The organism is Planktotalea frisia, assembly GCF_001890925.1.
GTDB classification, from domain to species: Bacteria; Pseudomonadota; Alphaproteobacteria; order Rhodobacterales; family Rhodobacteraceae; genus Planktotalea; species Planktotalea frisia.
This window is the reverse complement of record NZ_MLCB01000091.1, coordinates 39,841-59,120: the sequence shown is the minus strand read 5'-3', so window position 1 is coordinate 59,120 and position 19,280 is coordinate 39,841. Positions and strand designations below refer to the sequence as shown.

Genomic DNA, 19,280 nt, shown 5'->3' with positions numbered 1-19,280 from the left:
AAAATCACACACTGGATCGCTGGGGCTCAACAGCAGAGCCGCAATCCGCGTTAACGCGAGCGAGCTTGGTGGGCCCTCTTGGAACGTGATATATACACTTTCTTGTAAACTCCTGCGACAACTGCCCAGGTTAATTCGAATAGATATGTTCGACAGCCAAACGCGCAATAATGCGCGGCTTAGCGCGAATTTGCGTTGCACACATCGTGCACACATCGTCAATCAAGTTATCGAATTTACTAATGAACCTGCCCGATCCATCACTGGACAGGCTGGATCAGCTTGTCAGATGACGGCTTTGATCGCTATTGCGGCCATCGGCGCAGGCTGCAGCACCAAGGAGTTTTGGGCTTTTGTTGGATTTGCGGCAGTGGACCCGAACGAATCCCATCCAATTCAACGCTAAAAACTACCTGCCAAGTAACTCCTCGATGACATCCTCCCGCATATCCAGCGTTTGCTCCCAAGCCTTCGGCACATCCGCCTCGCGCTCCAACTTCTCCGGCGCAGGCTGCTGTTCCATCTCAACCCCTTCAGCCATGACCCGCATCCCCCGCGCCTCGCGCCGTTCTGCACGATCTCGCGCCGGCGGATGGCCCCTTGTATCATTCGCCCCCTGCGCTCTGTCTTCGTCACTTCCGACACCCCATGGCCCAACACCTTCCACACTTGGCGGATAAGGAAACGGCATGTCCTTCTGTTTGGCGTCCATCGCCTTAAACACCGGATCATCGAAATACTTCACCCTTTGCGCTTTGATCGGATGCTGCGGTGAAGCGAGAATGATCACCTCATCAGGATCCATCAGACGCGCCTCAGTTTCTGACAACAACGGCCGCTCTTCCAATCGCGCCGATGTCGAGGTCGCACCCAATATCCCCTTGTTCCGCCCATACATCCGCGTCACAGCTTCCCGCGTTGTGCTCCCCACGGCAGCCGACACCTCCTTCACCGTCCGCTGATCCCGCGGCGTGATGTAAAGCTTCAGCCCTGCCCCGTTCTCCAAGCTCTCGCGACCTTCAGATCCATAAATCCGATCCAGCGACGCCAGAGACTGCGCGATCATCGCCACCCTGCCACCGTAGCTCGCCAACGAATGGATCGCGCGCTCCAGATATGGCATCGCGCCCATCTGCTGGAATTCATCAATCATCATCATAACGGGCCATGGCTCGTCTGGTCCCGGCTCTTTCAACCGGATTGACGCGATCAAGTCCGCGAACATTAGCCGCAACAGTGGTGCCAGCGTCGCGATATGATCCTCAGACACCGCAATATAGAGCGACTGCGGCGTCTTGCGGAACGTCGCAAAGTCAAAATCGCTGTCCTGCGTGGCTGAGCGTACCGCCGGATTGTCCCATTGCTTTAGACCCGCAGTCATCAGCGCCTGAATATTCGACGTCAGCAATCGCGATGACGCACTCGCCGCGTTGGTCCAAAGCTCCCGTAGAATGGCTTCCTCGGCCTCATCGGCATAGGTTTTGTATTGCGCATTCTTGTACTCACCGCCCGCAACGATCTTGTTCACTTCGCCAAGGTTTGCCGTCCCCCGCTGGATCGCCAGCAGACAGGCGGCCACAAAGATCGACTTGCCCGCTTCAGAGAACGTATCCAGCGTCTTGTTATCCTTATCGAGGAACAGATCGGCCAAGATGCTGACTTCGGTGAACCGCTGCGCAAAGGTTGGTGCTTTGGCGATGCGCGACAGCGGATTGTAGCGATGCGTGGCATTGGACCAATCAAAGGGGCTGAAGCGATAGACCTCATCTCCATTGAGCGCGCGCAAACGAGAGGTTTTCTCAAAGTTCTCGCCTTTGACATCGAGCACCACAACCGAGCCTGCGAAGGCCATCAAGTTCGGTATCACGAAGCCAACACCCTTACCGGCCCGCGTTGGGGCCACCATCATCACATGCGGAATGGCCGCGGAGGAAATGAACCCGCCCTTTGACCTTGGCAGTCCGAGCTTGCCGCAGACAAACCCCTCCCCTGGTTCGTGGAGCATGTCATTTTTCATAAGCTCAGGTTTGGTCTGCCAATGAGCTGAACCATAATCATCGCGTTCTTTCTTCCAAGTCCAGGCAAGTGCGAGACCGCCAAGACCCAGAGAACCGAACCCAACTGCGCCATAGGCGACCTTGAAGGCTTCGGGGTGTGCCGCGCGCAATCCCGTGCTGGCATTCCAAACCGCCAACATGTCGAAATTGCCAAACCCCGTGCGCAGCGCCAAGGTTAGATAGAAGCTGGCAACGATTGTCCCGAGGATCGCGCCGCAGATTGCGCCAAAGGGCAGGGCAGCCCAAAGAGGAAATGCTTTGTTCATCTGTTCATCCTCGCTCTAGAATTCCATATCGTCGTCGAGACCACGATCGCGCCCGAGATCTTTGCCCAAGGCCTGAGCCTCTTGCTGCCCTTTGAGCTGCGCCACTTCGGTTGCCTTGTCCTGCTGCAGACTGGATGCGCGATCGGTGAACACTTGGTCGCCGGTTTCTTCGAAGGTCATTTCTAGGAATTCTTGCGTGACGGTGATCTGATCGATCTTGCTGGGCAACACGTCATCAAGGACTTCATAGTTCCCACGCCGCAGCTCGCCGAGGCCTTCCTCACCCAGCTCTTTGAACAACTCGGCCTGCAAGGTGCGCTCAACGGTTTCTTCTTGGGCTTCCGACAACTGCCCGTCGCGCAGCATATCCGCCAAATCCTGCAGATAGGTATTGGGGCTGCGATCATCCTCATCAATCAAAGGCAGGTCTGCCGCTTCTTCCTCTGCAAGGCCGAGTCCAATTGCGACGCCCAGTTCTTTGGCCCGCTCGGTCAGGGCTTCCATAACCCCGTCCACACGTTCCAAGGCCCTATCGAGTTGCTCATCACTGGCACTCTCGACCGTCAGCCCGTCTTTGCTCAGGACGGCATTCATATCACGCTCAACCCAGTCCTGCGCCATGCCATAATTCTTGGTGCCGCCAGCTGTGATGCGTGCGACCAACTCGTCACCATCCATGCCCGCCTCATCAGCCTGCGCGAGAACATCTTTCAAGCCATCGCCATTGCCCGATTGCAGTGCTGCGATCAGCACCTCGCTTCCTGCACCAGGCGGATAGGGCTCTTCAAGCTGCTTACCAAACCGGGTCCGCAATTCTGGGTCGGGCACCATCTGCGACAGATCTGCGATGACAGGAGCGGCCTTTGCCTCAAACGCTGCGCGTTCGGTTACATCCAATTCTTCGGCCTTCAGCCGCAACGCTTCAATCGTGCGCTCAGAATAGTCGATGGCATCACCGACGGTTTTGATGTCTTTCATATCGATCTCTCCTTCGGTGAACTTCCACGGGGTGACTGTGCCAAGGTTGTTGGCCATGCCACGCACGGCGCGGGCCAGATGGCGCTGGTCCATGCGGTCCAGCAGGTCTGCAAACTCGGTGTAGTCTTTGGCAAAGCCCACGACTTGGGCTTGTGCGACGGCAGACTGCTCAGCCGTCATGATGATCTCGCGCGGCAGGCGCGCTTCTTCTTTGGCGCGGTAGATTTCCGCAAGACCGGCGGGTTTCTCGAAGATGCCCCGCTCAAGCCGCGTGGTGGCGTCCAACATGACGCCATAACCTTCCGCGATCTCGGCCTGCTTTTCGCGCATCAGCTGCGGCGACATCACGCCCTCGGCCCAACAGGAAAACCATGTGCCTTGATCAAGGCCGCGATTGTTCAGAATGATGTGGGCATGTTTGTGGGCGCGGTCGTCGTGTACGGCGAGAACGTAATCCCACTGATCGCCATACTCACCGCTCTCGAAGAAATGCTCGGTCCAGTCCATCGCGATGTCGCGCACCTGATCGACGGTGACGTCCGTCGGAAACGACAGGAGCATGTGAGAGGTGAACCCGAGCTTGGTCGATCCGCGCCAGGTCTGCGACCACGCCTCAATGATGTCGGACTTCTGATCTTCAGTCAGCACAGCGTCATCGGTCAGCGCATTGGTCATGGTCGAGTACGTGTAGACCGCCTTGTCATTGATATAGGTAAGCTGATTGCCAAGAGAGGCCTGCGTCTTGCACCCCCCTGCCCTGATCCGCTTGAACACGGCTGCACGGCTCTGACCACTGGCAGCCTTGGCAACGTTGCGTGCCGACATGGATCCCACCCGCCCAAAGCTGCGCCCTTGCCGTCGACCCGCGATGCGCGCATCAATCCGCGCCGCCGCTTTGCCCCGGATCCGCTCATCCTCCCAGAGCTTCCCCATGACAGAGCTGTAGAGGGCAAGCGGATCAGCCATTGGAGATGTTCCGATCGATCACAGCCGCGCCCGCTTCCGGCGCAGACCCACCAGCAGGAGCCAAAACCCCTGACGCTCGAACCCCATCGCGACCGCCCTCCCCTGCCACCAAACGCAATCCCGAAGCCACAGGCGCAGGCTCCACCGGATGCGCCCGCACGGCTGCATCCCCTTCTTCCTTTGACGGCCAATCCTGCTTGCGCCGGACCTGCGCAGCATCTTTCATCTGACCAAGCTCACGGCTCATACGTTGCGCCAGATCAAGCAGTGAAACGAGCAAGGCCCGATCCTCAGATGACACTGACACCTTGCCGCGATGCACCGCCTTCGCGAGCACCAATCCGGCATCACTGACGTCCTTGGCTTGTCGCCAACTTGCGCAGAATTCAGCAACCAAATCGCGCGGCACATCAAGGAACCCACACCGTCCGCGCAGCACTGCATTGAGGGCTTGGGAACGGTTGGCAAAACCACGTGTCTGCCACTCCGCGTCAAAGGCTGCGAGCTCTGATGCTGAGGCGCGAAAGCTGACCCGTTCTGAGGGATCACGCACAGCCAGCCCTTCGCCGTGCTCTTCCTTTGCAAGCCGCGTCACATGCCTGCGAGAGACGCCGTAAACTTCTGCCAAGACCTTTGGCGTTTCACCTGCATGGTAACGCCGCGCCAGTTCAATGCGCTGCTCCAGCTTGAGGCGTTTTGGTCTTCCTGTCTTCATCACAAGCGTACCTCGCTACATCCAAGATCAAATATCCGGCGGCGCGTGCGAGGCAGCGTTTGCTTGCAAACGCGCATCCATGTGCAGGCGGATTCACTGTTGCGTGGCACGCTCTCAGACCCCTCGGACAAATGTCGCAGACAAGTGGCATATCCTGCCAACGTCCTTCTCTTCTCCTTCTTTCATACATCAATAATACATATTGCGCAATTTATCTTTTTGCATTGCTGGAATTTCGATGGCCCCTACGCCGCCTGCCAAAAGCCATACCAAGCATAAGACCCGTTCTGGCTGACTCTATTGGCTGCCTGCACATAGCGAGCGCGGGCCATCACCAACCAAACAACACTCAAGGTTTTGCGCCCCCAAGGCGCATCAAGTGATCAACATGAAAACACCAAGAAAGCTGACGCCCGACCGTGTCGGTGTCAGCTTCTGAAATTGCCTGTCAGGGCCTCCAACAGGAGGTCCCTTACCCCTGCGGATCAATCAATCCGCAGGGGTATCTGGCTCAATGAGCCAGATCCTGAGTGCGCAAATCTGCGCAGCGATCTTGTGCGATCAGAGCCTCGGTTGCGAGGCTGTCGATGACTTCGGGATGGTCACCCTCTTCAAAGGCTGAGAGGTAGGTTTCAAATGCCATGTCAGCTTGCAGTTCTGCCAGGTCGAGGGATTGTTCGTATGTCATGTTGTGATCCTTTCCATTGATCGTCGTTGGACGGATCGTGAAAAAGTCTGGAGGCATCAGAGCGGGTTGCACCCAACTTGGGGCGCAATGAAATGGAGCACGCGACGGGCGATGTTTGTTGTGCGCGAAGCGCAAGGCGTCAGCCGTCCAGAAACCTCACCCAAGCGTTGCAGGCCGCTCGCCTCCGGGCTAGCGATCTGATGGGCCAACAGGTCAATGGGGAGGGTTACAACGGGGGTGTTAGATCGATCGTCGTCCACCAGTTTGCCTGCATTCGACAGAGGACAGAACCCCACACTGAAATGCGAAGATGCGGCAAATCAAGCCGCCTCAAGAAACCGCACAGCCGCTTCAAACCGACAAGATCAGGCTCGATTCAATTGGTCTTCAAGCGCCCCAATCGACACCAAGATTGCATCAAAGGACGGAGCCTCACCGAAGATCATCGTCTCGGTTTTCTGTCGTAGCCACCCACACGCTCAGCCAAGTCTGCACGTGACACGAGCGAGGCGTTCAAACCCTCCATGCTCATCCCTGATGAACCTCGGCCGCATCAAACAGAGGCCCCCGCAAAATTTCCTGCATCCAGATCGGCATGGCTGACAAGCCGCCCTTCAGATCGTCCAAAAGAGTGGGACCCGTTTCTTTATCTGCAAGCATGCGGCGTACCGTTTTGAGAACGGCCTTCCGCTCAACATCATCCGACATAGCGTCATGAAGCCAGTGCAACGCCTGCACCAGATACATGCCAGGGCGCCCTGCCCAATACAGCCGACTTGGAGCTGCCTGTTTGAAAACGATCTTTTGATTGCCCAGAGAGACAGGCCTCAACCGTGCATCTACAAGCACCTCGATTTTAGCCGGCACCGCATTGGTGAGGCCGAGCGTGTTGGCAGCCGTCATACCATCGATCAACCAGCGAACCTGATCGCGACGCGAGATTGCATCGATGACGGCGCGGTAGTCGGGTACACTAGTTTTGCCTGTCAGCGCATTCTGGGATGGCTTGTCGTAAAGCCCTCGCCCAATCCGCCGCAACTGGTCAGACGTGACCATGCGCTGCAGCGCTTTGTCGACAGCATCGCGGCCGCCGATGTCGACAAAATCCACTGGAGTCCAAACCCGCTGGGGCACATCAATAATGCGCGCGAGGAGGCGATCTGGCAAAGTCTGGATGCGAGCAATATCTGACATGTCCGAAATATACTACAAATTTCGGACATTTGAAACCCAACGAGTATTCTATGCTTCGAATTCACACGTCCTGAGCGGGTCTGCCAATGCAAACAACCGCAGTGTTGCCCACCAACTGGGACGGTTAACCCACATCACGGCAGCGCGACGGGAGGCAAACGTCAAAGACGCACAATACTCTGGTGAAAAAAGCCATAACTGATTGCAGTTGATGCGATCAAACATGCAAAGTAATATGCTGAAAACACGTAAAGTCGGGTTCCCTTGGCCGAAATCCCCACTTTGGCGTTGATATATTTTCCACCATACGGTAGGTGCGATTATCGTACCCACCTGACGTTGATTTTAAAGCACCTAAGCAGCGTCATTCGATAGCAGCGTCATTCGATAAGCGCGAGTCATGAGCAGCGCAATATCGTAATTCAGGTAGGGTGGAAAAGTCACCAGCCGTAGGCCCTGCCAGCGTATTGAGAACTCGCTAAAGCCTCCGTAGATCAATTGCCAAGGAGGCCCAAGATGGCAAAATCAATTAAAAAACAGGTAGGGGCTAAAGTAGCACCAGAGCCTGATACGGAGGTCGACGCTGAGAAGAAGTCGTCGACCCAGAGAATCTTTGGCGCGAAGGTCATGGACCATGGCTACACGGCTTTGCCCAACATCTTGATGCGCGGACAAAAGCGGCTCGGGATTAGCACGACGCAATTCAACATTGTTGCGCAACTTATGAGCTATTGGTTTGACCCTGCCCGTCCCCCGTTCCCGTCCAAGCGTGATCTCGCACAAAGGATGGGAATTACGGAGCAGACACTGCGCATAAATATCAAGGCACTTGAAGAGCGTGGCCTTGTGATGCGTGAGCAATGGAAAACTGCGGCAGGCGATTACGGCTCAAACAGGTACCATCTTGATGGGTTGGTTAAGGCACTGAAGAAGCTTGAGCCTGATTTTGCTGAAGAACGAAAGGAGCGCAGGCAATCAACGACTCTGACCGAGAAGCCGAACGCAAGAGCCAACGCCAGAAATACGAAGGGCAAAACCGATGGCAGCCCAGAATAAGCGTATCCTCTGCTTCATTGATGAATGCGGAACGGCAGGTCAGAATGGTTTTGCGCTAGGCTGCGTCATGGCGTGGGCGCGAGAATGCGGTAAGGCAGACAAATCTCTGAGTGACCTACTTGAACCCAATGCAAACGAGTTGCATGCGGTCAATCTCAAGAAAGAGTATCTGCAAAGCCTTCTTGGGCGATATGCACAAACTGACAGGCCTGAGATGGTTTTGATGAACCGGTTGGGGACCGTTATCGATGGGACAGCACCAGCAATCTATGCAGGCAATGTTATTGAGACTGTGAAGGTTGCGATTGGGCAGTTTCGCAAACTGCACAAGATCAACAATCGTGGTTTAGGGAATGTTGAGCTGATCCTTGACCAGAACCATCACAACACTGACCCAGAATGCCAGAGGTTGCTTCAAGAGGCCTGTGACAATGACGGGCGCTTCCAAGCGGTCAATCAGATCAGCCAGATCGACTCAGCGGCGTCACGATTGCTACAGCTGGCGGACCTAGTGGCGTATTCTCGAATGTGGATTCATAAGGGCGAGGACAACGCGAAAGGTCTACATGAGAACTTTGGCATTCGCGTCATCTGAATCAAAAAAACCGCCCAAAGGGCGGCTTTTAGGAGCGGCTTGCAACCTTACCTTTTATGGCTCGGGTCACCGCGACGCTCGCCCTGCACACGGCATAACGGGTCGCCGACAGCTTCCTGTCTGTACATTAGATAGCATGGGTGGGGTTAATAATCAACTACTCCCTGTTGCGTTCGCTCTATCACAGGGCAACATCGCTGTTTTCGAGCCGTGCCTTTAAGTACTCTCTTCACCGCAACTTGGAGCCCTTCAAATCATACCTTAGCACAAAGAAGACCAATCAAGCACGGCCACCAGTCCCCTGTACTTGCAATCTCATCGCGCTGAAATTCTCTTTTTGGTGCAGAGACGGCAGCCAGACCGCCGAAGCGGCCTGGCTTGTTTGTTAAGCGGCCTCTTTGGGACCCCAGGGGATGATGGCCTGCAGGGACATGTCATCTTGGCTCGCGGCTTTGCCAAGGTTGGCATTGAAGGCGTGATCGCGGACCGTCAGGGTGAAGTAGTCGGAACCGGTGTCTTTGTTCTGCTTCTTCCAGATGCCACCGCATTCGACCAGTTTGCCGCGAGGGGAACGCCCAAGGACGCGATGCGTCGGTGCCATCGGGTTGCTGCTGGCAACGGGTTCAACCGTGATGTCGAGGTCGAAGGTCAGGGTTGAAATTGAACCGATAGCTTTTGCGTTTTCGATGTCGTCGCTGGTGAATTTGATGCAGTTCGTGGTCATTGCTTTTCTCCTTGTTTGCGTTGCAATGATGGTCACTTTGCAGCTGGCTAAGGCACGGACACACCGCAGGCGAAGCGCAGCGGAGAGGGGCAGGCGCGGATCTTTTTGTCCCGCGAGGAATGGCCCGCAGGGACAGGGGAAAAAGATCGGCGACAACCTTTGTGGACGGGGCGACAGCTGCGACCAGCATTATCGAGCAACTCAACACATACGGAGAAAGCGCATGGCCACGTCGCTGATAGTGAACGCTGCCAAAAGAAACTGCGATCAGGCATTTTCATTTCCAGTTTGACTGACAATGCGCCAATCAGGAGACGCAGCCTCTGCCAAGCCCGAGAACGCCACGCCTTGTTCTCTTTGATCTTCCCACACACTCTGGTGAAGTCGGTTGGCTGGAGTGGATGCACCAAGGACCCGTGACGTTCAATTAACTGCACATAAGTAGCGTTGCGTTCAGAAAACTGGACAGCAGCTTGACTTGGCTACCGATTGACCATATTCGTTCAGTATATTGGACGTAAAGCCGCTAACGTCCATCTAACCAGACAATGATGGTGCGATATGAAGCGCAAGAGAAGCTATTCACGTGTGACAAAACAGGCTTTGTCTGTCTTCGGCAAGCTGATCCGAGTCGGACGCACGGAGCGCGGCATGACAGCGCAAGACCTTGCGGACCGTGTAAACATCAGCCGCACAACGTTGTACAACATCGAAAAAGGAGCGCCCGGCCCCGAAATCGGTACAGTTTTCGAGGTTGCTGCGCTTGTTGGCGTCCGACTGTTTGATGTCGACGACAGTGCCCTTGCCATGCACAAAGCCCGTCTTGATGAAAAACTAACGCTGCTGCCTAAGAGCGTCCGGACATCAAAACAGGAGGTCAACGATGACTTCTAACCTTGATCAAGCATCAGAGGCCTTCGTCTGGATTTGGCTGCCGGAAAGCCCTACCCCAGTCGTGGCGGGGCGCATTACCCAAGATGCGGATCGGTTCGTATTCAACTACGGTGCAAGTTACCTCGCCCGCACCGATGCAATACCAATCTACGCGCCCGAACTCCCCCTACGCCGAGGCGTAATCGAGCCTGAGGCCGGGCTTTCGATGGCCAGCTGTATTCGAGACGGCTCGCCCGATGCTTGGGGCCGGCGCGTGATCATCAATCGTTTGGTGGGCGCAAAGGCGCGTGAAGCCGAAATCGGCAACATTACAGAAATATCCTACCTGCTTGCGTCTGGTTCTGACCGCATTGGCGCTCTTGATTTCCAAGCAGCAGCAACGGAGTATGTGCCGCGTCAAAAATCCGAAGCGACCTATGAGGAGCTTATCCAGGCAGCCAGCCTCATTGAGAAAGGCGTCCCGCTGACACCTGGCCTTGATCAAGCGCTTAATCACGGCACGTCAATCGGTGGCGCACGGCCCAAGGCGCTTATTGACCGCGGCGATCGCAAGTTGATCGCCAAGTTCTCGGCCAGCGGCGACCTCTACAGTGTCGTTAAAGCGGAATTCATCGCGATGAAGTTAGCTGCTGCATGCGGTCTGAACGTCGCGCCCGTCTCAATGGTCAATGCCGGCGGCAAAGACGTGCTCTTGATTGAGCGCTTTGACCGCACCCGCGCAGGTGAGGCTTGGCATCGCAAAGCGATGGTGTCGGCGCTGACGATCCTTGGGCTGGATGAAATGATGGCGCGCTACGCCTCTTATGAGGATATGGCCGAAATCATTCGTCACCGCTTCGACAAGCCCAAGGAGACGCTACGAGAACTATTTGGCCGGATCTGCTTTAACGTTCTCTGTGGCAACACGGACGATCATGCCCGCAATCATGCAGCCTTTTGGGACGGCAAGATGCTTTCGCTCTCCCCTGCCTATGACATCTGCCCGCAAGGCAGAACCGGAAATGAAGCGACACAGGCAATGCTGATCAAGGACGATAACCGAATGAGCACATTGGCCAATTGCCTTGCTGCCACCCCTGACTTCTTGCTCACGGACGACGAAGCAATCGACATCATCACACAACAGATTGTCACGATCGCCGGTGAATGGGATGCAGTCTGTGATCTTGTTGACCTCAGCGCAACAGACAAAGCCCTGTTTGGCGGTCGGCAATTCTTGAATCCCTACTGCATTGAAGGGCTGGACCCGGAGCATGGAGCGTTAACTGATCTATTTGAGGGATCACGAAAGCAATTGTCAGCTTAGAGAGGGGTCACTTTAAAGGCGTTTGGCCGTTACGGCCAGCAAAACCAGCCGTTCGTAAATATCGCAGCGAAGGCTACCGAAGAGCCCGACCCTGCCATTTTGTTTTTATGCTGCGTGCGCTCGCAGCGGGAGAAATGCGGCATGAGCGAAAAACTTCATGCTGTCGCGCAGCAGAACATCGGGCCATTCGTGCAGGTGGCAGCATGGATCAGGCGGCGAACTTACAGGTCGCGGACCAAGCTGTCGTTTCCAATGAGCGTCATGCTTGCGAGCTGAGCTCCCGCCGCGCTACCGTGAGTATTAACCGGGACAGCTCGTGAAGCTGGTCGGCGGCCAGCCGATTGATCTGCCAGAACAGGTGCCGCTCCAGCATCTGTCCGGGGGCCAGCTCGACCAGATCTCCGCGCTCGAGATGGCGTCTGGCGAGCTGTACCGGATTGAGCGCCCACCCCATGCCGGCGAGGCTTCCCTCAAGGAAGCTCTGCGTCGAAGGAAGCCAGTGCGTGGGGAATGACATGTCTTGCCCGAAAACCTCGCGCGCCCAGACGTTCTGGAGCCGGTCCTTCTGGTTGAAGGTCAGAGCGGGCGCGTTTTGGAACGCCTCCTTCGTGAGGCCGTCAGGGAAGTATCGGGCAACGAAGTCGGGGCTCGCCGTCGCCTGGTAGCGCAGCGCACCGAGCGGCGTGACACGACACCCCTGCACAGGACGTTCCAGCGAGGTAACGGCGGCAAGCACGCGACCGCGCCGCAGCCAGTCGGCGGTATGGTCCTCGTCGTCGATCGCCACATTCACGAGATAGTCGGTGGCCCTGGTGAAGGAGGCGATGGCCTCGAGAAACCAGGTCCCGAGGCTGTCGGCGTTCGTCGCCACGTTGAGGGTTACCTGTCCGGCACCTTCCGCCCCGGAAAGTTCAGGCAGATGTTCCATGAGATCCTTTTCGAGCATCCCCACGCGGTCCATGTGCCGGCAAAGCGCAAGGCCTTTGTCCGTGGCGGTGCATGGCGTTCCACGCTCGATGAGCACCGCGCCGAGGCGTTCCTCGAGATGCTTGATGCGCTGCGAGACAGCCGATGGGGTCACGTTGAGAGAAGCGGCGGCTCTTTCGAAGCTGCCGGTCCTGACGACCGCGGCGACGGCGCGAAGAGCTGCATAGTCCACAGCCATTTAGTTTTCCTTTATTGGCATCAGCGACTTTAATTTGTCTAATCTACTGCGACCGAATAGTCCAAGGGCAGTTTTTTTGAACCAGAGGCCCACATATGGATATCGCAGTTTTTTTCACCGGCATGATGATGAGCCTCAGCCTCATCGTGGCGATCGGCGCGCAGAACGCCTTCGTGCTGCGACAGGGGTTGCGCGGCGAGCGCGTCCTGGCTGTCTGTCTCACTTGCGCGGTCTCGGACGCGATCCTGATCACCGTCGGGGTGACCAGCTTCCACACCGTCTCGGAGTGGTTGCCCTGGCTCGAGCCGGTGATGCGCTACGGCGGCGCGGCCTTTCTGATCTGGTATGGCGTGAAGAGTCTTCTGTCCGCGTTGCGCTCGAATGAGGCGTTGGCCGCGGATTCCTCGCTGCCGATGACCGATCTCTTCCGCACGCTGATCGCCTGCCTCGCGATCACTTGGCTGAACCCCCATGTGTATCTTGACACGGTCGTCCTGCTGGGGACCATTTCCACGCAGTTAACCGACAGCCAAGGGTCTTTCGCGATCGGCGCGATTTTGGGGTCGTTCGTGTTCTTCTTCGCTCTCGGCTACGGTGCCACCAAGTTGAGACCGGTGTTCGAGCGGCCAGCGGCCTGGCGCGTCCTGGAGACGCTCATCGCGCTGGTAATGTGGCTCATCGCCTTCAAGCTGCTGGCCGGAACCTGAGAGGACACGTCATGGAGAATTTCAACCACCTGCTCGTCGTCTTCACCGCCTATGTGATCGCGGCCGGGAGCCCCGGTCCGAGCACCCTTCGGATCATGGGCGTGGCGATGAACCATGGTCGCCGGGCCGGGCTGGCCCTGGCGGCGGGCGTCATCTCCGGATCGCTGTTCTGGGGGCTGTCTGCGGCCACCGGTGTTTCCGCGCTGCTCGCGCGCTATGCCGAGGCCCTGATCTTCCTGAAGATCTGCGGCGGCCTATACCTGCTCTACCTCGCGGGGCGCGCAGCCCAGAATGCGCTGTCTTCCAACCCGGCAACCTCAACCGGACCGGCACGATCCGATACTCCTCCGTCCTCGGCCGCGCTCTACCGTCATGGATTGATCATGCATCTGGCGAACCCGAAAGCCGTGTTGGCCTGGATCGCCCTCGTCACGCTTGGCCTCGGTGCTGAGCCATCCTGGCATGATGTGGCCACCATTCTAGCAGGTTGCGCAATCCTGAGCGTGATGATCTTCACCGGCTACGCGGTCGTGTTTTCCACGGAACCGATGATCCGCCTCTACCGGCGGGCCCGACGCGGAATCGAGGGCGTTCTGGCTGCCTTCTTCGGGTTCGCCGGCCTGCGCCTGCTCATGTCACGCTTTTGAAGGAGATGTTCACATGACCTTGTTCACCGGCCTCTCGGCCTTCCCGCTCACGCCCATTGATGACGAGGGGCAGCTGAAATCCGAGCTTCTGCAACGGTTCCTCGAGCGGATCGTGGCTGCGGGAGCGGATTCCATCGGACTGCTCGGCAGCACCGGTGGCTACGCCTACCTGACACCGGAAGAGCGCAAGCGGACCCTCCGGGCCGCCGTAGATTGCGTGGCGGGACGGACACCGCTTGTCGTCGGTGTCGGCGCTCTCACGACCGATGTTGCCGAGGACCTCGCGCGAGACGCCCGGAAAGCCGGGGCGGACGGCCTGCTTCTTGCGCCCATGTCCTATCAGCCGTTGACCGATGATGAGGTCTTTCGCCATTTCGAGGCCGTCGCCGCGGCCGGCGAGCTGCCCCTGTGCATCTACAACAACCCGGGCACCACCAAATTCACCTTCAGCCCGGACCTGATCGCGCGTCTGGCCGAAATCTCGAACGTGGCCGCGGTCAAGATGCCTTTGCCGGCGGACAGCGATTACGCGGGCGAGATGCGGAGCCTGCGGGCCGTGACGCCGGATGGCTTCGCCGTGGGCTATAGCGGCGACTGGGGGGCGAAGGACGCGCTGCTCGCAGGCGGTGCCTGCTGGTATAGCGTCGTGGCCGGCCTCTTGCCGGAACCCGCTCTCGCGCTCACCCGCGCGTCTCAGGCCGGGAATGCGGCCGAAGCCGAGCGCATCGATCACGCTTTCGCTCCCCTTTGGGCGCTGTTCCGCGAGTTCGGCAGCTTCCGCGTGATGTTTACCATCGCGGAGATCCTCGGTCTCGGGCGCATCACCCCGCCGCGTCCGATCCTGCCGCTCGAGCCTGCCTCCCGCGAAAGGGTCGAGGTGGCGCTGCGTCCGCTGCTCCAGGACGCCGTCTGATCAGGGGACTGTGCTTACGCCGGGAATGTCTTGAAAGGGCTCTGTGCGCCCGAATGCACAGGCAGAGATACCGCGTTCTAGCGATTTCGGAAAACGAACGTTCGAACCGATGCTATATTCTCTTCGTGAGCGCTGTGCTGATGTCTGGGTTTGGAGGGAGGATTGGAGGGCATATTATGCCAAGAGTGCAACTTCCTGCAGTTACCCCAAAACACAAAGCCTGGAACAAGGGTCGGATCATCGGCCAAAAACGTCCCCTTCTTCCCAAACAAGTGTGGGCCATCCGGGCGCGGCTTGAACTTTCGGGTTATCTTCGTGACCTTGCGCTGTTCAACGTTGCGATTGATAGCAAGCTGCGCGGCTGTGATCTGGTAAAACTCGCCGTGGCCGATTTGGTCAAAGATGACCGCGTTCGCGAACGCGTTTCAATAGTCCAGAGTAAAACCAAGAAACCCGTTCAGTTCGAAATCACTGAAAACACAAGAGATACCGTCATTGCGTGGGTGCGATCTCCTGAGATGATCGGGTGCCGGTTCATGTTTCCGAGCCGTTTCCACGACCGCCCGCATATCTCAACACGTCAATATGGTCGACTTGTTCGTGACTGGGTTACAGCGATTGGCCTGGAACCCAGCGGATACGGAACACACTCGATGCGCCGAACCAAAGCTGCGGAGATTTACCGCAAGACGGGGAACCTCCGCGCCGTACAACTTTTGTTAGGCCATACAAAGGTCGATAGCACAGTGCGTTATCTGGGCGTTGAGCTGGAAGATGCGCTAAGCATTGCTGAACGGATCGACATCTGAACGAAGTTGGCGTGCGGCTATTGCCGTTCGCCAATCAAGACCAGGCCTTCATGGTTCCCGCAGCGGTCGGCAGGACTGAGCCCTTACTGTGAATTTGATTTTTTCGCTGCGCGCGCTCGCAGCAGAAAAAAGTAATCGGGTGCATGATAGTTTAAGCTGCCTCGCGGCGCAGGAACCGGCCATTGCGGCGATACGTGGTGATAAAGGGTCGGTTGCTTCGCGGATTGCGGGATCTTGGGCACCTGTGAGCAAGTTAAAAGATCAATTCTCGTCCAGTGAGTAAAGCAGTAGTTGTCACCGGCATGTGCGACGTGTCGAAAACGCCAAGTGCCATCGTGGCGACGGTCAGTTTTTTTCCAGCCCCGATCAGCGCGGCCAGCCCAAAGTGAAAGAGTGAAGTGGTCCCACACCGATTAAAGCCCAGGTTTTCGCAAAAACCAAATTGGAAGACCAATGAGAGCCTCAGGGCCACCCGGCGATGGCCTTGGCTTCAAGGAAGTCTTCGATGCCGTATTTGCCACCTTCGCGTCCATTTCCCGATTGCTTCATACCGCCATGTCTGACGTCAGCACCCGTGGGACAGATTTGAGGATTTGAATAGCGGAGGATTTCTGGTTCATCTTATCGATTAGGAGATCGAGATGACGAAGAAGCCGCAAACATCGAAAGAGGCCGCCGTGAAGGTGGTCAAGAACATCCGCCGTAAGACGCGGCAAACCTATTCAGCTGAGGAAAAGATCCGCATTGTCTTGGCGGGCCTGCGTGGTGAGGAAAGCATCTCGGTGCTGTGCCGCCGTGAAGGGATCGCTGAAAGTTTGTATTACAGCTGGTCGAAAGAATTTCTGGAGGCAGGCAAGCGGCGTCTGTCTGGGGACACTGCGCGTCAAGCGACATCGCCTGAGGTGAAGGATTTACGTTCTGAATCCTTGGCCCTGAAAGAATGTGTCGCCGACCTGACCCTTGAGAACCGTCTGCTCAAAAAAAGCATGACAGGGGCTGGGGGATTCGAGGAATGAGATATCCTGCATCTGAGAAGCTTGAGATCATCCGCACCGTTGAGGGGGCGCATTTGCCAGTCAAACAGACCTTGGACATGTTGAGCATTCCACGCAGCACTTTTTACCGATGGTATGACCTCTATGTCGACGGTGGGTTTGATGCGCTGGCTGACAGCTCGCCGCGCCCAAGGTCTGTCTGGAACCGTATCCCAGACGTCAGACGTGATGATCTGATCGAGTTTGCGCTAGAACACGAGGCGCTGTCGACACGGGAGCTTGCAGTCAAATACACGGATGAGAAGCGGTATTTTGTCTCTGAATCATCGGCTTATCGTATTCTAAAAGCAGCCGACCTGATCACTGCGCCTGATTACGTGGTGATCAAAGCGGCCAACGAGTTCACGGACAAGACGACCGCTATCAACGAGATGTGGCAGACTGACTTCACTTACTTCAAGATCATCGGGTGGGGTTGGTATTATCTGAGCACGATCCTGGACGATTACAGCCGCTACATCATCGCATGGAAGCTTTGCACCAATATGCGGGCTGAAGATGTAACAGACACGATCGAACTGGCGCTGACGGCATCGGGATGCGGCCAAGCCACCGTGCGTCACAAGCCACGCCTGCTCAGCGATAACGGGTCTTGTTACATCTCAGATGATTTAGCGGAGTGGCTGGAGGGGCAAAGCATGAAGCATGTCCGCGGTGCGCCATTCCACCCGCAGACCCAAGGCAAGATCGAGCGCTGGCATCAGACCATGAAGAACAGAGTTCTGCTGGAAAACTACTATCTGCCCGGCGACCTTGAGCGTCAGATCGGCGCATTCGTCGAGTATTACAACAATCAGCGTTACCACGAGAGCCTGAACAACGTCACACCCGCAGACGTCTACTTCGGCCGTGACAAAGCCATCCTGAGAGAAAGGCAAAAGATCAAAAAACGGACAATCCAACAACGCCGCTTGCAACATCAAAAACAAGCAGCATAATCAATCACACAAACGAGCCAGAGCCTTCAATGCTCAAGCCGCTCTGATGTCCCATTTTATATGACGACGGACATACCAAGACTGGCCGTGCCGCTCGATCCGGAAGCCTGGCTTGCCGACCGCAAGACACGCATGACCGACGGCCTGGCGCGCCTGGCCAAAGCGGCGCGCGGGGGCCATTCCCGGTGGGTCGATCGAGAACGGCATCCTGAAGGTCGATCGCCTGAGCGCAGCCGTGCCCGAAGAGGCGGACGAGATGGTGCTCGACCTCTACGACCAGCTGCCCGCCATACGGATCACCGAGCTGATGCAGGAAGTTGATACGGATATCGGCTTCACGGAAACCTTCACCAGTTCGCAAACCGGCGCGCCCTGCAAAGATCAGGTCGGAATGCTGACGGTGTTGCTGGCCGAGGGCCTGAACCTCGGGCTCAGCAAGATGGCCGAGGCGACCAACACCCATGATTACTTCCAGCTGTCTCGATGGCATGTGGAAAGCGACGCCATCAACCAGGCTCTCGCCATGGTGATCGAGGCGCAATCCCGGCTGCCTATGGCCAAGTTTTGGGGCGGCGGTGTGACTGCGTCCAGCGATGGGCAGTTCTTCCCCGCTGCCCGGCAAGGCGAAGCTATGAATCTCATCAACGCGAAATATGGCTCGGAGCCGGGCCTCAAGGCCTACACCCATGTCTCCGACCAGTTCGGCCCCTTCGCGACCCAGAACATTCCGGCCACCGTGAGCGAAGCGCCCTACATCCTGGACGGGCTGTTGATGAACGAGGCCGCGCGGAAGATCACAGAGCAGTATGCCGACACCGGCGGGTTGACCGATCATGTCTTTGCCGTGACTTCGCTGCTCGGGTTCCGGTTCATCCCGCGTATTCGTGACCTACCATCCAGACGGCTCCATCTGTTTGACCCGGCGTCAGCGCCGGATGAATTGCGTGGCTTGATCGGTGGCAAGATCCGCGAGGGTCTTATCGTCCAAAACTGGCCTGGCGTGCTGCGGTCCGCGGCCACCATGGTGACGGGCGTTATGCCGCCCACTCAGCTGCTCAAAAAGTTTGCCGCCTATCCGCGCCAGCACGAACTGGCCGTCGCGCTCCGCGAAATAGGCCGCGTCGAGCGCACCCTCTTCATCATCGAGTGGATACTCGACGCCGACATGCAGCGCCGGGCCCAGATTGGCCTGAACAAGGGCGAGGCCCATCACGCCCTGAAAAACGCCCTGCGTATCGGGCGACAGGGTGAAATCCGCGATCGCACCGCCGAGGGGCAGCACTACCGCATGGCCGGCCTCAACCTGCTCGCCGCCATCATCATCTACTGGAACACCAAGTACCTCGGTCAGGCCGTGGCCGCGCGGCAGCGGGCCGGGTTGAATTGCGGCCCCGATCTACTGGCACATATCTCCCCGCTCGGATGGGCGCACATCCTGCTCACTGGCGAGTACCGCTGGCGGCGGCAAACCGGGGGTAGGTTGTGAAGTAATCATGCCTATATCTTGCCGCCTTCACAGCCACCAAACGGGCGCACAGCGCTCATCGCCACCACGAAGGCGACCACAGAGCTCAAATTGAAGGGAAATAGGGGGCGTCAGGGCCTTG

General features: G+C 57.3%; 16 protein-coding genes and 2 pseudogenes. 10 read left to right on the top strand and 8 right to left on the bottom strand.

What is annotated here, in order from left to right; genetic code table 11:
- Positions 1–409: 409 nt before the first annotated feature.
- The 5 genes from PFRI_RS05605 to PFRI_RS05590 form a co-directional block, all read right to left on the bottom strand.
- Positions 410–2,323: a type IV secretory system conjugative DNA transfer family protein gene (locus tag PFRI_RS05605; RefSeq protein WP_072629742.1), complete on the bottom strand. Its 1,914-nt coding sequence runs from the start codon at positions 2,321–2,323 to the stop codon at positions 410–412.
- Between the two features lie 15 nt (positions 2,324–2,338).
- Complete coding sequence (locus tag PFRI_RS05600) at positions 2,339–4,267, bottom strand: relaxase/mobilization nuclease domain-containing protein (RefSeq protein WP_072629741.1); 1,929 nt, start codon at positions 4,265–4,267, stop codon at positions 2,339–2,341.
- On the bottom strand, positions 4,260–4,982 hold the full coding sequence (locus tag PFRI_RS05595) for a helix-turn-helix domain-containing protein (protein WP_072629740.1): 723 nt from the start codon (positions 4,980–4,982) through the stop codon (positions 4,260–4,262). The genes PFRI_RS05600 and PFRI_RS05595 overlap by 8 nt, the downstream gene beginning before the upstream one ends.
- A 511-nt stretch (positions 4,983–5,493) precedes the next feature.
- Positions 5,494–5,670 (bottom strand): hypothetical protein, encoded by a 177-nt coding sequence (locus PFRI_RS21295; RefSeq protein ID WP_170124821.1) that lies wholly within the window; start codon positions 5,668–5,670, stop codon positions 5,494–5,496.
- A 528-nt stretch (positions 5,671–6,198) separates the two neighbouring features.
- Positions 6,199–6,864, bottom strand: a complete 666-nt coding sequence (locus PFRI_RS05590; RefSeq protein ID WP_072629739.1) for a DUF6088 family protein — start codon at positions 6,862–6,864, stop codon at positions 6,199–6,201.
- Positions 6,865–7,380: 516 nt separating this feature from the next.
- Here PFRI_RS05590 and PFRI_RS05585 point away from each other — a divergent pair.
- Entirely contained in the window at positions 7,381–7,920 is a 540-nt protein-coding gene (locus PFRI_RS05585; RefSeq protein WP_072629738.1) for a helix-turn-helix domain-containing protein, read from the top strand.
- A complete protein-coding gene (locus PFRI_RS05580; protein ID WP_072629737.1) occupies positions 7,904–8,515 on the top strand; it encodes a DUF3800 domain-containing protein in 612 nt (203 codons plus the stop codon). Before PFRI_RS05585 ends, PFRI_RS05580 begins: the two co-directional genes overlap by 17 nt.
- A 385-nt stretch (positions 8,516–8,900) precedes the next feature.
- On the opposite strand, the gene PFRI_RS05575 is transcribed toward PFRI_RS05580, so the two are convergent.
- Positions 8,901–9,239 carry a DUF736 family protein gene (locus PFRI_RS05575; RefSeq protein WP_072629736.1) on the bottom strand — a complete coding sequence of 113 codons (339 nt, stop codon included), beginning with the start codon at positions 9,237–9,239 and terminating at the stop codon, positions 8,901–8,903.
- Positions 9,240–9,800: 561 nt separating this feature from the next.
- On the opposite strand from PFRI_RS05575, the gene PFRI_RS05565 reads away from it, so the two are divergent.
- Positions 9,801–10,133 (top strand): helix-turn-helix transcriptional regulator, encoded by a 333-nt coding sequence (locus PFRI_RS05565; RefSeq protein ID WP_072629735.1) that lies wholly within the window; start codon positions 9,801–9,803, stop codon positions 10,131–10,133.
- The gene (locus tag PFRI_RS05560) at positions 10,123–11,439 is read left to right on the top strand and encodes a type II toxin-antitoxin system HipA family toxin (RefSeq protein WP_072629734.1); all 1,317 of its coding nucleotides are present in this window, start codon (positions 10,123–10,125) and stop codon (positions 11,437–11,439) included. The genes PFRI_RS05565 and PFRI_RS05560 overlap by 11 nt, the downstream gene beginning before the upstream one ends.
- A gap of 259 nt (positions 11,440–11,698) precedes the next feature.
- Here the strand turns inward: PFRI_RS05560 and PFRI_RS05555 are convergent, their stop codons facing one another.
- Entirely contained in the window at positions 11,699–12,604 is a 906-nt protein-coding gene (locus PFRI_RS05555) for a LysR family transcriptional regulator ArgP (RefSeq protein WP_072629733.1), read from the bottom strand.
- A 95-nt stretch (positions 12,605–12,699) separates the two neighbouring features.
- On the opposite strand from PFRI_RS05555, the gene PFRI_RS05550 reads away from it, so the two are divergent.
- From PFRI_RS05550 to PFRI_RS05535, 4 genes are all read left to right on the top strand, one after another.
- Positions 12,700–13,311, top strand: coding sequence for a LysE/ArgO family amino acid transporter (locus PFRI_RS05550; protein ID WP_072629732.1), 612 nt, complete (start codon positions 12,700–12,702; stop codon positions 13,309–13,311).
- An 11-nt stretch (positions 13,312–13,322) separates the two neighbouring features.
- Positions 13,323–13,958, top strand: a complete 636-nt coding sequence (locus PFRI_RS05545) for a LysE family translocator (RefSeq protein ID WP_072629731.1) — start codon at positions 13,323–13,325, stop codon at positions 13,956–13,958.
- Between the two features lie 13 nt (positions 13,959–13,971).
- A complete protein-coding gene (locus PFRI_RS05540) occupies positions 13,972–14,871 on the top strand; it encodes a dihydrodipicolinate synthase family protein (RefSeq protein WP_072629730.1) in 900 nt (299 codons plus the stop codon).
- A gap of 176 nt (positions 14,872–15,047) precedes the next feature.
- Positions 15,048–15,680 carry a tyrosine-type recombinase/integrase gene (locus tag PFRI_RS05535; protein WP_047998255.1) on the top strand — a complete coding sequence of 211 codons (633 nt, stop codon included), beginning with the start codon at positions 15,048–15,050 and terminating at the stop codon, positions 15,678–15,680.
- A gap of 462 nt (positions 15,681–16,142) precedes the next feature.
- On the opposite strand, the pseudogene PFRI_RS21825 reads toward PFRI_RS05535, so the two are convergent.
- Positions 16,143–16,244 (bottom strand): annotated as a pseudogene (locus PFRI_RS21825) (aldehyde dehydrogenase family protein); the annotation flags it as partial.
- Between the two features lie 77 nt (positions 16,245–16,321).
- Here PFRI_RS21825 and PFRI_RS05515 point away from each other — a divergent pair.
- Both PFRI_RS05515 and PFRI_RS05510 read left to right on the top strand, forming a co-directional pair.
- Positions 16,322–17,673, top strand: a protein-coding gene (locus PFRI_RS05515; protein WP_111445361.1) for an IS3 family transposase whose coding sequence is annotated in 2 segments (ribosomal slippage) — positions 16,322–16,658 and positions 16,658–17,673 — 1,353 coding nt in all. Because the reading frame shifts where the segments join, the coding sequence is not laid out codon by codon here.
- Between the two features lie 69 nt (positions 17,674–17,742).
- Positions 17,743–19,159, top strand: a pseudogene (locus tag PFRI_RS05510) (Tn3 family transposase); the annotation flags it as partial.
- Positions 19,160–19,280 lie beyond the last annotated feature (121 nt).

What these genes read in the sequence shown, in the direction of transcription:
- PFRI_RS05605 (WP_072629742.1), bottom strand. Translation starts at nt 2,323, where the DNA reads ATGAACAAAGCATTTCCTCTTTGGGCTGCCCTGCCCTTTGGCGCAATC.
- PFRI_RS05600 (WP_072629741.1), bottom strand. Translation starts at nt 4,267, where the DNA reads ATGGCTGATCCGCTTGCCCTCTACAGCTCTGTCATGGGGAAGCTCTGG.
- PFRI_RS05595 (WP_072629740.1), bottom strand. Translation starts at nt 4,982, where the DNA reads ATGAAGACAGGAAGACCAAAACGCCTCAAGCTGGAGCAGCGCATTGAA.
- PFRI_RS21295 (WP_170124821.1), bottom strand. Translation starts at nt 5,670, where the DNA reads ATGACATACGAACAATCCCTCGACCTGGCAGAACTGCAAGCTGACATG.
- PFRI_RS05590 (WP_072629739.1), bottom strand. Translation starts at nt 6,864, where the DNA reads ATGTCAGATATTGCTCGCATCCAGACTTTGCCAGATCGCCTCCTCGCG.
- PFRI_RS05585 (WP_072629738.1), top strand. Translation starts at nt 7,381, where the DNA reads ATGGCAAAATCAATTAAAAAACAGGTAGGGGCTAAAGTAGCACCAGAG.
- PFRI_RS05580 (WP_072629737.1), top strand. Translation starts at nt 7,904, where the DNA reads ATGGCAGCCCAGAATAAGCGTATCCTCTGCTTCATTGATGAATGCGGA.
- PFRI_RS05575 (WP_072629736.1), bottom strand. Translation starts at nt 9,239, where the DNA reads ATGACCACGAACTGCATCAAATTCACCAGCGACGACATCGAAAACGCA.
- PFRI_RS05565 (WP_072629735.1), top strand. Translation starts at nt 9,801, where the DNA reads ATGAAGCGCAAGAGAAGCTATTCACGTGTGACAAAACAGGCTTTGTCT.
- PFRI_RS05560 (WP_072629734.1), top strand. Translation starts at nt 10,123, where the DNA reads ATGACTTCTAACCTTGATCAAGCATCAGAGGCCTTCGTCTGGATTTGG.
- PFRI_RS05555 (WP_072629733.1), bottom strand. Translation starts at nt 12,604, where the DNA reads ATGGCTGTGGACTATGCAGCTCTTCGCGCCGTCGCCGCGGTCGTCAGG.
- PFRI_RS05550 (WP_072629732.1), top strand. Translation starts at nt 12,700, where the DNA reads ATGGATATCGCAGTTTTTTTCACCGGCATGATGATGAGCCTCAGCCTC.
- PFRI_RS05545 (WP_072629731.1), top strand. Translation starts at nt 13,323, where the DNA reads ATGGAGAATTTCAACCACCTGCTCGTCGTCTTCACCGCCTATGTGATC.
- PFRI_RS05540 (WP_072629730.1), top strand. Translation starts at nt 13,972, where the DNA reads ATGACCTTGTTCACCGGCCTCTCGGCCTTCCCGCTCACGCCCATTGAT.
- PFRI_RS05535 (WP_047998255.1), top strand. Translation starts at nt 15,048, where the DNA reads ATGCCAAGAGTGCAACTTCCTGCAGTTACCCCAAAACACAAAGCCTGG.